Genomic DNA, 13600 nt, shown 5'->3' on the forward strand with positions numbered 1-13600 from the left:
GTGGCGGGCGGGTATGCGCGGCAGGGTGCGTTGGCTTTGCCCAATCCGCACGCCGCATAACAAGCGCATCCAGTCGAACGCCTTCGGCTCGATCCCGCGTGTCATCTTGTTTGCGGGCTTGGTGGTGTGGGATGCGGTACCTTGCGTGGGGCGGCTGAACCGCAAGCCGTTGGACGGCTGTATCTGGACAGTAGTATTCTGTAGTGGCAGAGTCACGTGGATCAAGCATTCAACAAGTTGCGCAAGCAGGCGAGTATTTTGTCGCGGCTGAACGAAACAAACGCGGTGCATTTGCCGTGACTGTTGCTGGAAATATGCCCAAGATCGACATCATTGCGTCCAACTGCGATAGCAGCCGCACCGTTTACATTCAAGTGAAGACGAAGCGTGGTGGGAAGAACTGGCATTCAAGTATCGTTGATAGTCAGCCAATGTCTCCAAAAGCCGATGAAACTCACTTTTGGGTGTTTGTCAATTTGGGTGATACCAACACACCCCCACGCTACTGGATTGTGCCAGAATGGTGGATAAAAGATAATATCTACAAAACACACCAGGCGTATCTGAACAAACACGGTGGAATACGTCCTGGGAATCCCGATTCAACGCACCACTCGATTGATGAGCGCAGACTTGAACCGTGGAAAGACCGTTGGGATATTCTCGGCATCTTTGGTTAAGCAGGAAGATTGTAGTTCCAGAAAAGCCGCAATTGCAAGGAGCCGCTCAACACGCGCTTCCAGCCAACAGCGCTTCGCTCGCTCGCGACGGCTAATGCGCGAGCCGTTAGCCGTCTTCTTGAATTCAAGAGAGCAAGCAGGCATTGTTCGATAGGCATAACTGAGTAACGAACCGGGAGAATTGACTATGGGCTACATCCAAGACAATCTAATGCCGAACGAAAAGGTCCTTTTTACTGCCAATGTGCATCCTGCTGTGTTTTTACCTTCAGTGTTTTCTTTCGTAGTGAGCGTCGGCTTCGTTGTTTACGCCCTTATGACAGGTGGTAAAGGTGATATGACATCGGGGTTACTTGCGGGGTTCTTGTTGCTAACCGCCATATGGTTTTTCCTATCCTCGATTTTTCTAGGAGTTCAGGCGTTGATCATTCTCCTTACAACCGAATTTGCTGTCACGAACAAGCGTGTGATTGCCAACCTGTAATCATCTCACAGCAAAGAGAGGTTTCAAACCTTCGAAATGAAACGCCGCCTGTGACATCGCCGAGGGTACAGAACACTTTGCGCCTGCCCTGCGGTCATGGCTCACAGAAAGGCAGCATCGTGATGAGCTAATGGTGGAAGCAGGAACGGTCGGGTTGTGCCGAGATAATGTGCCAATGACCCGCGAAGGATTTGAGACAATCCGTGACGACATCTTTCTAGCTGCTAAGTTGGCTGAATACCTTGACTTTCAGGCGACAGGCGAATCTATTCCTTGCTTGAGTCCACCCTGATGAAGCATCACTCCCCGATGCGAAGGCTTGAAGACGCACGTAGATGTTGCTGCGAGCGTTGCCCGGCGCGAAGCTCTATCACTGTCTCGGTCGGGGCTTAACGTGCTGACAGCGCAGAGCTAGTCGCTCATAGACGGTCTATGAGTAGTTGGCTCAACCTCTGTCGGGTCATATCAGCACGCCAACGAGGACAGGTTTGAAACCTGCCCCTACGGTATGACGGATACGACCTGCTAATAAGCACAGGGTTGAAACCTGCCCCTACGGTATGTCGGATACGACCTGCTAATAAGCACAGGGTTGAAACCTACCCCTACGGTATGTCGGATACGACCTGCTAATAAGCACAGGGTTGAAACCTGCCCCTACGGTATGTCGGATACGACCTGCTAATAAGCACAGGGTTGAAACCTGCCCCTACGGTATGACGGATACGACCTGCTAATAAGCACAGGGTTGAAACCTGCCCCTACGGTATGACGGATACGACCTGCTAATAAGCACAGGGTTGAAACCTACCCCTACGGTATGACGGATACGACCAGCTAATAAGCACAGGGTTGAAACCTGCCCCTACGGTATGACGGATACGACCTGCTAATAAGGGCAGGTTTGAAACCTGCCCCTACGGTATGACGGATACGATCAGCATCCCCCGTCCAGATCAATGGCAAGTTTCGTCTCGTTCGTATGTAAAACGAGCACAGACCTTGCAGCTAGACCAGCGGCCATTCGCGGCGGCGTTCACCAGTGAGGGCGGCTAACGCATTAGCGACGGCGGCGGCAATCGGCCCCATCGGTGGTTCGCCGCCACCAAACGGTTGATCACCGCTGCGGAGAATCTGCACGAACACCTCTGGCGCATCAGCAATGGTGAGCAGCGGATAACGATCAAAGTTTCCGGCTTCAATTCTGCCATCGCTAATCGTGACCTGCTCAAGCAATGCAGCACTCAACCCCATCATAATCCCGCCCTCGGTCTGAGCTGCCAGGCCGTCGGGGTTAATCGCCACCCCTGGATCAATGGCTGCCCACACTCGATAGACCCGTGGCCGATTATCAACCAGACCGACTTCGGCAACGTGGGCCGCTATCGTCCCGGCATCAATACTACAGGCAATACCACGAGCGCGACCGGGAGGAGGCGCCTCTCGCCAGCCGGACATGGTCGCTACGGTTTCGAGTGCTGTACGGAAGCGTTGGCCCAGCTCGTTTGCCGGTAGATGACGGAGCCGAAAATCAAGCGGATCAATCCCCGCTGCTGTAGCCAACTCGTCGATGAAACTCTCGACGGCAAAGACGTTTGCCAGGAGTCCTAACCCACGCCACGGGCCGGTTGGTAACGGCAATTCTACCGTCTGCGCGGTAACCAGCAGATTAGGGATTGCATACACGAGACGGGCGCCGCGCCACCCGCCAAAGTCACTCCCGAAAAGCCAGCGCAGCGGGGCCGGAAAGAGATCGAACAGCACATTGCCGCTCACATGGCGCTGTTCAAGAGCAATAATCTGACCACCTTGGTCGAGCGTTGCGCGAAATGTAGCATACGTTGGTGGACGCAGGTACCCGTAGCGAAACTCTTCGGTGCGAGTCCAACCAACGTGTACCGGTCGTCCGACTGCTGCCGACAACAACGCTGCCTCGGTAGCAACCGTTGTAGTGACTTTGCGCCCGAAACCACCGCCCAGGTAGGTTGGTGTTACCTCAACTGCTTCGGGCTTGCGTCCGAGCACTTGCGCCAGTGTACGGGCAACCTGCACCGGTGATTGGGTACTGACCCAGGCCCGCACCCGATCTGGTTGAACGTCAACTAATGCAGCTTGTGGTTCAAGGTTGGCGTGTGCCGCCAGCGGTGTGCGGTACGTCGCCTCAATGACTTGCCCGCCACGCAACATTGCCGGTGCATCACCCTGACGTTGAATCACCGTCCCCGCTCCGGCCTGGGCGGCCAATCGTTGCTCAATATCTTGCAGATCAAACGGTGGTGGTAACTCCCAGTCAAGCTCTACATCATTGAGCGCTGCATAGGCGGTCAGACGCGATTCGGCGACAACCCCGGCAAAATCGTCGCGGATCACAACCTCAATCACACCCGGTCGATTGCGCGCCGTTCCTGGAGCTGCCCGGCGAAGTCTGGCGCCGAGACGGGGTGGACGAGCCACTGCACCGTACAACATTCCATCGACGCGAACATCATAGCCGTACACTGCCGTGCCCCGAATCTTGGCCGGCAGATCGAGCCGGGGGAGCGGCTGACCGATCATCTGCCAGCGTTCGGGTGGGGTGAGCGGCGCCGCTTCAGATGGTAGTTGCCAATCGCGCTCTTGAGCAACGAGTTCGCCGAACGTAATCTGGCGTTCGGGCCGTTCAGCATCGATGACAACCCCGCGCTCGATACGAGTCTGAGACAGGGGAATGCCGAGCTGCTCGGCTCCCGCAGCACGGATCATCTCGCGTAACGTCGCTGCTACTTCCCGTAGCACGGGAAAGAGCGAAATCACCGAGTACGAAGCACTGGTACCGGCGCCATCGGCTATCGGGCCACGAGAACTGCTCTGCACGACCTGCATCTGCTCCCAGGCCACGCCCAACTCTTCGGCTGCGATCTGGGCCAGCGCCGTATGCACTCCCTGCCCCATTTCCACCTTCGGCATAGTCATCAGCACCTGACCGTCTGGCCGGATCGTGAACCAGAGATCGGGTTCGCGAGGCATCGTGGATGGAATCTCGATCACATCACCAAACATATCGGCCAACATCAAACGCGCTGCCGGTAAGCCGAACACGGCACCAAGAGCCAGACCGCCACCGACAACTCCCAGGCCAATGAGAAAGCCTCGCCGCGACATTCGCCAGCGCTGTGGACGTGTCTCTTTTTTCATACCTTTTGCCCCCTCATCAGCTCGGCTGCGCGCATAACCGCCCGTCCGATACGGGCATACGTTCCACATCGACAGTAGTTGTAGCGCATCGCGGCGATCATCTCTTCATAAGTTGGATTGGGATTCGCTGCCAATAGTGCAGCAGCCGTCATCATCTGACCGCTCATACACCAGCCACATTGGGGAACCTGAAGTTCGAGAAAGGCCTGTTGTACTGGATGTAGTTGCTCACCGGTGGCTAATCCTTCGATAGTTGTAATCTGGGCGTCGGCAAGCGTTGTGACCATCGTCTGGCAACTGCGTGTCGCCTTGCCGTTCACATGAACGGTACAGGCGCCGCAGATACCGGCGCCACAACCGAATTTAGTTCCCGTCAACCCTAGTTCATCGCGTAATACGTAGAGCAGTGGACGTGCCGGTTCATCGGCAATGGTGTAACGTTGGCCGTTGATGTTTAATTCCATAATGAGCCTCTCGTACAATTGCTGTGCAATCTCTGTTCATAGTATACTACCAGTGCGAAGATATTTACAGCGAATCGCCTTCTGATACGAAAGACATGCTGCGACTATCACGTATCGTTTGCGCGTGTAAACTAAACTCATGGGGTAGAGGGAGCTATGCCGGGTAAATGATCGGCAATGCTCTCTTCATTCACAAGGATATGCCGATGACAACATCGTTCACAAAACAGACCCCTATTCTCATCGTGGGTGGATTCGGGAGCAATCCATCACTCTACGAGCCGCTCCGTAACTATCTGGCCGACCTTAGTGGTCAACCGGTGTTTATCACCCCTATCAACCGCTGGGATTGGGCGCAGGTTGTCGTGTTCGACAGTTACGCTGGTCTACTCGACAAACTTGATCGAGCGGTTCATCAAGCCATGACGACAACCGGCAGTCAGCAAGTGACACTGGTCGCCCATAGTGCCGGTGGTGTGCTAGCGCGGATTTTTCTCGGTGACCAGCCGTATCGCCAGCGCGTCTATTCCGGCTACCGACGGGTCAATATGTTGATCACCCTGGGCACACCGCAACGAGCGGTGCGGGATGGACGAATTGGCGGGTTAAGCCAGATTCGCTGGGCTGAACAACACTATCCAGGGGCTTACTGGTCGAGCGTTCGATATGTGAGTGTTATCGGGCGTAGTATCTTCGGTGATCCTGATGGTCCCCCACCAGAACGCGGTGCTTACCAGAGTTATCGCCTGATTAGCGGTGAAGGAGCGCAGTGGGGCGATGGGGTCGTTCCACTGGAATATGGCCTCTTGCCAGGATCATTGCAAATCGTTATCCCCGGCCTGCGTCACGATCCCAGACCAGATCGCCTCTGGTACGGTTCAAGTCAGGCAACGGTTGCCATCTGGTGGCAGGCGGCGACGGCATTTGCTGTGACACCACCAACAGGGATCAGCTATAATCAAACAGAAGCGCAGGTTACAGTAGCTTCTGCTGTCGGCCAACGTGCCTGATCTGAACGATGCACAGGTCGTACAGCGAAGAACAACTCTGTTATTGATGCGGGTTGTTCACGCCTTCAGCAATAGTTACGAAGGGGAACACGGTATGTTTCGCCGTTTGTTTGGGCGCGCCCAGGATGCACCGCGCAGCGAGGAAGAGGCTGCGCGTGAAGAAGCACAGGTTGCCGCTTCACTTGAGAAATCACGCAAAGGGATCTTTGGCCGTATCGCCCAGCTCTTTGCCAGTGATGACCCGATCACCGATCAGCTTTGGGATGAACTGGAAGAGGCATTGATCCAGGCTGATGTTGGTCTGGAAACGACCCAATATCTGGTGAACCGAACTATCGACCGGGTGAACCGCTACGGGGTCAAAAAAGCCCGTGAAGCCCGCGACATGCTCAAGGCCGAGATGGTACGCACGTTTGCCGAGTATGCCGGACAGAAACGGCCCGATGCCAAACCGTATGTCATACTCGTGGTTGGAGTCAATGGCGCCGGTAAAACCACGCTGATTGCAAAACTGGCCCATCGGTACAAGAATCGTTTTGGGAAGAAGGTGCTGTTAGCCGCCGGTGACACCTTCCGGGCTGCAGCAACTGAGCAGCTTGAAACCTGGGCCGAGCGTGCTGGGGTGCCATGTGTGAGCCTTGGTCAGGGCGCTGATGCTGCCGCTGTCGTGTATAAGGCCATCGATGCTGCCCTTGAGCAGGAAGTAGACATCCTGATCGTCGATACGGCCGGTCGCCTGCACGCGAAATACAACCTGATGCAAGAGCTAGAAAAAATCCGCAATATCATTGCTCGTAAACTACCCGGCGCACCCCACGAAACCATCCTGGTGATCGATGCCACGACCGGCCAGAATGGTGTTTTGCAGGCCAAAGCCTTTCTCAAGGCGGCCGGTGTCACCGACGTAGCTATCACCAAGATGGATGGAACGGCCAAAGGCGGTATTGCGTTTGCCATTGCCCAAGACATCGAGCGCCCGATTCGATATATCGGTACTGGCGAGAAGCTCGACGATCTGGCCCTCTTCGATGCACAGACATTTGTCGATGCACTCTTCGCCGAATCAAAGTCATGAACCGTCGGTCATCTGCTCACGATGCGAGTACCGCCACAGGTACACGCTATCTTGCAACCTGTTGCTCGTGACACTGCGATAGCTTTGTTGACAGGGGCTACTATGTCTGTAGAAATCGTCAAATGCCCATCGTGCAAACAGAAACTGGCTATCTTTCCTTACGTTCCCATTGGAGGACAGGTCGTCTGCGCAAATCGTAATTGTGGCGCCAGCATTCGCCTGGTTTCGCGCCGACCATTGCGGATCGAGCTGGTTCCTGAAGAGGCGACGTATACCGTTGATTATCGCCCCGAGTCGTATGGCTAGTCGGAAAGGAGTCCTTATCGGTTCCGCGGTGAACCCATGGTCAGGCAGCACGACACACGACACGTTTCGATCAGCAGCGATCCGCTGGGCAGTCATCATCTGGATGATCGGGTGTGCCGTTCTGCTCAGCGGTTGCCTGCTCATCAGCGGCGAACAGACCACCATTGCTCAGGAAGGTGGAACGGCCAGTATTTTTACCACATTTGTGAGTGCTGAAGGCAGCGACGAATATCGGCTGCCAGCGTTACCGGCGAATACCGAGGTGCAGGCGATTGTAATGGTCGCCGTCGAGTCAGGTGATCTCCAGATCGCACTCCTTCAACCCGATGGCTCTGTTTCATTTGTGCTTGCCGCTCGTCCGGGCACGCAGGTTACCCGAAGTGGCCCCCTACGTAGCGACGCACAGGGACAGATTCGCTATCGTATCACAGCGCGCAATGCGCGAAATGGCGAGATACAGATGTTTTTATTGCCGTAAGTATTTCAGGTCAGGCAGATCATGATGGATAAGCCAGCAGATGCCGTTGACAATCCCACAACCATAGCCGCATCACCGGCAGCGGCATCCGTCGTAAAAAATCAACTACAACCGGAAGATGCAGCAATTCATGGTTGGTATCGTTTTGTTCTCGGATATCCGCCACACCTTGTGCGCGAATATGTACAACGTCTCGGCGCCGATCCTGAGCGCGATTGGGTCTGTGATCCGTTCTGTGGAACAGCAACAACACCGGTCGAAGCACGCCTGCACGGATTTACAACGATCAGTACTGATGCTAATCCCATCGCGCTGCTGGCAACGCACGTGAAACTCGCGTGGGATATTGATCTGGAAGCGGTACGTTGCCAGCTCGACGATGTGCTTGAGCTTGCCGAGGCATGCCTTGCGTACGTCGGTCTCGCGAATCGATCAGACAATCTCCAACAACTGACCTTATTCTCTCCACAACGTGTTCGCCGAACGACGCCGACAATATAGCGGTACGTCGAACAGTTCAATCCAGACGAGCTGCTCCCACCTACAGTGGCTGCCCTTATTCCCAAAGGGTTCATCAGTCCCAAACCACTCCTTCGCGTGCTTGCCCTTCGCTTTGCCATTGAAACGATGGGTGGCGATGCGATCATCACCGACTTCATGCGCCTCGCTCTCGCCAACGTCATCGTAACCACTGCTGGCAATGTCGGATTTGGGCCAGAGGTGTACCGTCTTCCACCACGTGATGATGCGGATGTCTTGGGGGCGTTTGCCCGCATGATTCAGCGCATGATCGACGATGTGAACACGATTCGGGGCAGACACCGTGCACCATTTCCGCCAGCGCATGTCTATCATGACGATGCACGTCTGCTCTCATCATTAGCGCAATGCCCCCCAATTGGAATTGTGATCACCTCACCACCGTATCCGAATGAAAAAGACTACACGCGCAGTACCCGTCTTGAAAGCGTATTACTCGGCTTGCTGAACACCAGGCACGATGTCCGTACGCTCAAAGAACATCTCCTGCGCAGCAACTCACGAAATGTGTTTGCCGGTGATGATGATGATAAATACATTGCCGACATTCCGACGATCAGGCAAATAGCAGAAGAGATAGAAACCCAACGAGTAAAACTCGGGAAGACATCTGGATTTGAACGTCTCTATCATCGAGTGACCAGATTATATTTTGGTGGCATGTATCGGCACTTTGCCGCGTTATTTCCGAAATTACGCCCCGGCGCCAGATGTGCATACGTGGTTGGCGATCAAATGTCATTCTTCCGTGTGCATATTCGTACTGCCCATCTGCTCGCTGATGTTGCACACAAGGTCGGATATACGGTAGAAGGCATTGAACTGTGGCGTACTCGACGTTCGACCGTAACCGGGAACGACTTAGCAGAATATGTATTGATCCTTAGACGACCGTAAAAACACTCCCCTTCACTCACCCCTCACCTCCAGCAACCGCATCACTTCAAACCGACTTGGGAGCGAGGGCTGAGCTCCTGATCGGGTAACAGCCAGCGCACCAGCGGCATTCCCCCAGCGCACTGCTTCGAGCGGTGATTTACCTTCGGCGAGAGCGACGCAGAATGCGGCAGCAAACGCATCACCGGCGGCCACAGTGTCTACTACCGGTACCTGAAATGCCGGCACATGCGTCGTTTGATCACCCATCGCCAGCAGCGCGCCCTCTTCCCCTAACGTTACCAGGATATTACGCACACCCTGTTGTTGTACCCGACGAATTGCCGTCAGCAGATCGGTCTCCCCATCGGCCAGTACTTGCAACTCAAGCTGATTGGGCAGCAGGTAGTCGATCTGAGCCAGGAGTTCGGTTGGCAGCGGACGAGCCGGCGCCGGATTGAGCACAACCCTTACTCCCGATTGACGCGCCAGATGGGTTGCTGCTACAACTGCTTCGAGAGGGCATTCCAACGGCATAAGGAGCACATCAGCCCTGCGCAACACCGATTCGGCACGGATAACATCGGCTTCACTGACCTGCATATTCGCGCCGGGTGCAACGACAATGGTGTTTTGGCCATGTGCATCGAGCGTTATCAACGCTACGCCGGTAGCGGTATTGAGATCGCGTTGGACAAAGCTCGTATCAACGCCATCATACTGAACGGCTGCCAGCAGAGTATCGCCAAAAGTATCAATCCCTACGCGACCGATCATACAGACCCGCGCCCCTAGCCGCGCTGCGGCAACGGCTTGATTCGCCCCTTTACCGCCTGGAAAGGTTTGAAAATGACTGCCGATCAGCGTTTCGCCCGGTAACGGATGACGCGGTGCATGGACGACCAGATCCATATTTAAACTTCCAACGACCACGATGGTAGTCATAAGCATCTCCTGTAACATGCTCATCCTTGGGCACGTAGCTCGAGCAAACGACCACTGCTGATCTGCTCAAACCGATTGGTAACGTGATCACCGCCCAGGATGAACTGTTTCACAACGTGATGCGGAATCGCAATCACTTCCAACGGCGTGATAGCAACAACTGTTGCCACCGGTAACGTTCCGCGTAATAATTCCATCTCGCCAAAAAACTCGGCTACCCCCAAACGGGCCACTAGTCGGGCAGGGCCGCGTGGCCCTTGTGCAGTCTCTTCCTGCCGCAAGACTGCCGCCTGACCACTGGCAATGACATACAGATAACCACCTGGTCGACCCTGGCGGACGATGATCTGGCGTGCGGCTACAGTTTTGCGTTCGGCATGACGGGCCAGTTCGCGCAATTGAGCACGTGGCAGGTCGGCCAGAAGGGGAGTACGTTCTAGCAACCGCATGCGGGAAAGTAATTCGGCGCCTTCAGCAGTGTGAGGTGCAGCTTCACGTAGCATCCGTTGCAATTCACCTGGCGGCAGGTAGAGTAACTCGCTCTCGATACTGGCGCGGTATTCGCAGTCGGTGACTTCTGGCCCTTGCAATTCACCAAAATAGTCACCCCGGTGCAATTCCTGTACTGTATCACCGTTGCGAGCAAGGATTTCGCCCGTCTCAATCACCCAAATGCCACGTGGTGGCTCACCGGCGCGCAAGATGACTTCGCCGGCTGCAACCCGTTGGGGCGCAAATGCGGCTGCCAGTGCCTGCAACTCGTGATCCTCGCAGGTTGCAAAGAGTTCGATCTGGCGCAGGAGGCGAATGCGCGCTTCACGGGCATCGCCAAAGGCCTGTGAAATCTCATGCGCCCACGGCAGACGGGCCAGACAATGCCGGTCGAGCGCTTCACGCTCCGGCCATGGCAACGCATCATACGCAGCCAAAAACGCTCGCCGAGCAAAGGTTCGACCAGCCAACGTTTCAAGGATCGTTACTGCATAGCGCAAAATCTCAGCGTACCGCGCCCCTTGCTCATCGAGTGGCAATGCTAAGACGGTAGGGCCAATCCGTACCTGATCGCGGTCAAAGGTCACTTCCCAGTTCGCTGTGGCCGCTAATACATCCATCCGATCATCGAGCGTGCGCGTCCGCTGTGCACCGTAATTACCCCGTAACAGGCGGTACAAACCGACATACATGTGTCTGAAAGCGTCTTGCAGGCGCGTTGTCTCGCCGAGGGCAGCCTGAAGTGGCCAGCTCAATCCAATCAGACTGATACTGCGCAGCGTAACGAGATGAGTCCCCCATGCCGCAGCCCACAAACCGGCCGCAATGACGAGCAGTGCCAGTGTCAGTGGTGTGTTGCGCCAGGCCGGTAACAATTCGAGCAGATAACTGCCGATCTGGAAGAGGATTCCCATCCAGAGCAATAGCCAGCTCCAAAAGAGGCGGGCATCGTACAGACTGATCAGTAGTGGCAGGAGGAGAGCCTGAGCAATAACACCGCTGTAGACAGGCAGCGCAGCAATCAACGCCCAAAGCGCACTATACTCCGGGTGAGCAATCCGAATCAGCTCAGCAGCAATAGTACCGGCTGGAAACGCCAGCGTCAACAAAACCGCACTCGCCATCAGTTGACTGCTGCGCTGCTGCTGCAAATCAACGTCGAGCAGCGCAACAAATCCGGCAAATAAGAGCAGCGCGTAACCGGCAACCTCCATCCCCGACCAGAGACGCACCGCGTCAGGAAGTATCAAGTAGCCAGCCTGGGCGATCAACTCGATCACACTAATCAGAAAAAAATTGGTCAGAGCGCGTCCAATCCACGCACCTTCATAGTCGCGTTGCAGGTACCACTGCACAACGACCGTCGCGATCCAGAGGCTCATCAGCAACATGCCAGTTTCGACACTTAACCCAAATTGAAGTGGTAACCATCCCAGCGTCATCGCCAGCACGCCAAATCCACTTGCTACAAACAGCGGATCTCGCGTGTAGCCCCGCCGCACCAGCCAACTGGTAATGGCCCGCACCGCCCCCCAGCCCGCCAGGACCACACCAATCAACAGGGGAGCGACTACCAACACGAAGAGCACAATTGCGACCAGTCGTCCGATCAATCCGCCTGACCAGAGTTCCGCGACCATGCTGGCGAACTGGCGTTGCCAGAAGAGTATCGCCATCACAACCGCCACACCGGTATACAGCGTGCTCAAGAGACCGTAGCCAGCGAAAATACGTTCTTCCCGGTTCAACGCAGTCCTGGCCCCTATCTTTTGCCATAGCGGCCCACCGATAAATGCCAGCGCCCGATTGCGAAGGTTCGGTAGGCGTAAGGCATCGACCAGGATAAAATAGCCGTCGAGTTCGAGGAGCGGGTTAAAGTTAAACAGCGCGGTCAGATACGACGCCGTTGCGATCCGTCGCATCCAAACACCGCCCACCGTCTCCGGAGCAGACCATGCGATGATTGCAGCCAGCGAACCGATCAGCAGATCGCACAATGGGCCTGCCAGCGAGACGAGTATGCGTGCATGGCGCGGAGCCAGCCAAATGTCACTGGTATCGACAAAGGCGGCAGGCATACCAAAGTAGAGCATGATTCCAGCCCGCGGCACCTGTTTACCAAAATGTTTGACAGCCAATCCATGGGCGAGTTCATGCAGCGTGAGGGTTAAAAACAACGCCACGCCTAACATGAGAACGTCGAACGCGAATTGGTCGCTGCTCATCAGCTCGCTACCGCTCACTCCTGGCAGGAAGTAACAGATCACGCCAACGACTGTTAGCAGACCAAGGATGACCGCAAAGGGGAGAGTAAACAGCCAGCGCCCGATCCAGCGGTATAGAAGATCGAAGAATCGATCTACATTCGTTATGACGAAACTACGACCATGGGTCAGGCTCAACAGACGCTGCCCCAACCCTTCGGCGGTACGCTGTTCGAGATGACGACGGAAATGGCGATAGATACCAAGCGGTTTGTCGGTTAGAAAGCCCTGAGAGCGCAGCGACTCAACCAATCCGGCTACCGGCAACAACTGTTTGAAGCGCACAAAACCCATCGTTGCCAGTTGGGCAACGGTCTTCGTACCATCCATCGCATGCCAGAGTTCACGTTCGGCAGGACTGAGCCGGAGATAATGACCGCTGGGGCTACGTAAGACCGTGATCTGCTGATTACCTTCATGTAGCGTTTCCTCAATTACGCCCTCAATCCGCTGAGGTCGGTATCGCGTCGGATCGGCCCGCTGACGGAGGATACTCCATACACCACCTTCGCCAGCCGGATGGCTTTGCAGGCGGCGTTGAATGCTCTGGTAGAGCGAATTGCGCGGTGCAGATGGCACGGCTACCTGCTCAGCCAGTGTCGTCCAGAGATGGTGATGAGAGGGCAACAACTGCATCATAGATCAGGCTCACGGTTGTATCTCATCGCTATGAACGAAAGGCGCGATGGTATTTTCATCATAGCAGGTCTGTCCAGGTGTCAAAGTGCATTTGACCGCGCTCCTTCGTTCCTGCATGTAAGACGATTTCCGACCTACGCGATTGCCCAGGTACAGGCAACCCATCGGTTGGT

At 55.4% G+C, this 13600-nt stretch carries 12 protein-coding genes; 8 read left to right on the plus strand and 4 right to left on the minus strand.

The genetic code is table 11. From position 1 onward, the window contains the following. Positions 1–203 precede the first annotated feature (203 nt). Together QTO31_RS01565 and QTO31_RS01570 are read left to right on the plus strand one after the other, a co-directional pair. Positions 204–680 carry a hypothetical protein gene (locus QTO31_RS01565; protein ID WP_301427883.1) on the plus strand — a complete coding sequence of 159 codons (477 nt, stop codon included), beginning with the start codon at positions 204–206 and terminating at the stop codon, positions 678–680. A 187-nt stretch (positions 681–867) separates the two neighbouring features. After that, positions 868–1164 carry a hypothetical protein gene (locus tag QTO31_RS01570; RefSeq protein WP_301427884.1) on the plus strand — a complete coding sequence of 99 codons (297 nt, stop codon included), beginning with the start codon at positions 868–870 and terminating at the stop codon, positions 1162–1164. Between the two features lie 1008 nt (positions 1165–2172). On the opposite strand, the gene QTO31_RS01575 is transcribed toward QTO31_RS01570, so the two are convergent. Next, the gene (locus QTO31_RS01575) at positions 2173–4338 is read right to left on the minus strand and encodes a xanthine dehydrogenase family protein molybdopterin-binding subunit (protein WP_301427885.1); all 2166 of its coding nucleotides are present in this window, start codon (positions 4336–4338) and stop codon (positions 2173–2175) included. Further along, a complete protein-coding gene (locus tag QTO31_RS01580; protein WP_031461199.1) occupies positions 4335–4802 on the minus strand; it encodes a (2Fe-2S)-binding protein in 468 nt (155 codons plus the stop codon). Before QTO31_RS01580 ends, QTO31_RS01575 begins: the two co-directional genes overlap by 4 nt. 206 nt (positions 4803–5008) lie before the next feature. Between QTO31_RS01580 and QTO31_RS01585 the strand changes: the two genes are divergently transcribed. From QTO31_RS01585 to QTO31_RS01610, 6 genes are all read left to right on the plus strand, one after another. Next, positions 5009–5812 carry an esterase/lipase family protein gene (locus tag QTO31_RS01585; RefSeq protein WP_301427886.1) on the plus strand — a complete coding sequence of 268 codons (804 nt, stop codon included), beginning with the start codon at positions 5009–5011 and terminating at the stop codon, positions 5810–5812. Positions 5813–5906: 94 nt separating this feature from the next. Next, positions 5907–6887, plus strand: coding sequence for a signal recognition particle-docking protein FtsY (gene ftsY / locus QTO31_RS01590; protein WP_301427887.1), 981 nt, complete (start codon positions 5907–5909; stop codon positions 6885–6887). A gap of 102 nt (positions 6888–6989) precedes the next feature. Beyond that, positions 6990–7193 (plus strand): hypothetical protein, encoded by a 204-nt coding sequence (locus QTO31_RS01595; RefSeq protein WP_081910074.1) that lies wholly within the window; start codon positions 6990–6992, stop codon positions 7191–7193. Further along, positions 7186–7671 carry a hypothetical protein gene (locus QTO31_RS01600; protein ID WP_236631306.1) on the plus strand — a complete coding sequence of 162 codons (486 nt, stop codon included), beginning with the start codon at positions 7186–7188 and terminating at the stop codon, positions 7669–7671. Before QTO31_RS01595 ends, QTO31_RS01600 begins: the two co-directional genes overlap by 8 nt. Positions 7672–7692: 21 nt before the next feature. Further along, positions 7693–8172: a hypothetical protein gene (locus tag QTO31_RS01605; RefSeq protein ID WP_301427888.1), complete on the plus strand. Its 480-nt coding sequence runs from the start codon at positions 7693–7695 to the stop codon at positions 8170–8172. Positions 8173–8217: 45 nt separating this feature from the next. Further along, positions 8218–9108: a hypothetical protein gene (locus tag QTO31_RS01610; protein WP_301427889.1), complete on the plus strand. Its 891-nt coding sequence runs from the start codon at positions 8218–8220 to the stop codon at positions 9106–9108. 12 nt (positions 9109–9120) lie between these two features. Here the strand turns inward: QTO31_RS01610 and rbsK are convergent, their stop codons facing one another. Both rbsK and QTO31_RS01620 read right to left on the minus strand, forming a co-directional pair. Next, positions 9121–10032, minus strand: a complete 912-nt coding sequence (rbsK, locus tag QTO31_RS01615; protein ID WP_301427890.1) for a ribokinase — start codon at positions 10030–10032, stop codon at positions 9121–9123. Between the two features lie 20 nt (positions 10033–10052). Next, positions 10053–12716, minus strand: coding sequence for a cyclic nucleotide-binding domain-containing protein (locus QTO31_RS01620; protein ID WP_411278396.1), 2664 nt, complete (start codon positions 12714–12716; stop codon positions 10053–10055). Between the last annotated feature and the right edge of the window lie 884 nt (positions 12717–13600).

The sequence above is a fragment of the Chloroflexus sp. MS-CIW-1 genome (genome assembly GCF_030444705.1).
GTDB lineage: Bacteria > Chloroflexota > Chloroflexia > Chloroflexales > Chloroflexaceae > Chloroflexus.

Excerpts from the sequence above, each read along its gene's own strand:
- QTO31_RS01570 (WP_301427884.1), top strand. The coding sequence starts at position 868 with ATGGGCTACATCCAAGACAATCTAATGCCGAACGAAAAGGTCCTTTTT.
- QTO31_RS01575 (WP_301427885.1), bottom strand. The coding sequence starts at position 4,338 with ATGAAAAAAGAGACACGTCCACAGCGCTGGCGAATGTCGCGGCGAGGC.
- QTO31_RS01580 (WP_031461199.1), bottom strand. The coding sequence starts at position 4,802 with ATGGAATTAAACATCAACGGCCAACGTTACACCATTGCCGATGAACCG.
- QTO31_RS01585 (WP_301427886.1), top strand. The coding sequence starts at position 5,009 with ATGACAACATCGTTCACAAAACAGACCCCTATTCTCATCGTGGGTGGA.
- ftsY (WP_301427887.1), top strand. The coding sequence starts at position 5,907 with ATGTTTCGCCGTTTGTTTGGGCGCGCCCAGGATGCACCGCGCAGCGAG.
- QTO31_RS01595 (WP_081910074.1), top strand. The coding sequence starts at position 6,990 with ATGTCTGTAGAAATCGTCAAATGCCCATCGTGCAAACAGAAACTGGCT.
- QTO31_RS01600 (WP_236631306.1), top strand. The coding sequence starts at position 7,186 with ATGGCTAGTCGGAAAGGAGTCCTTATCGGTTCCGCGGTGAACCCATGG.
- QTO31_RS01605 (WP_301427888.1), top strand. The coding sequence starts at position 7,693 with ATGATGGATAAGCCAGCAGATGCCGTTGACAATCCCACAACCATAGCC.
- rbsK (WP_301427890.1), bottom strand. The coding sequence starts at position 10,032 with ATGACTACCATCGTGGTCGTTGGAAGTTTAAATATGGATCTGGTCGTC.
- QTO31_RS01620 (WP_411278396.1), bottom strand. The coding sequence starts at position 12,716 with ATGTTAGGCGTGGCGTTGTTTTTAACCCTCACGCTGCATGAACTCGCC.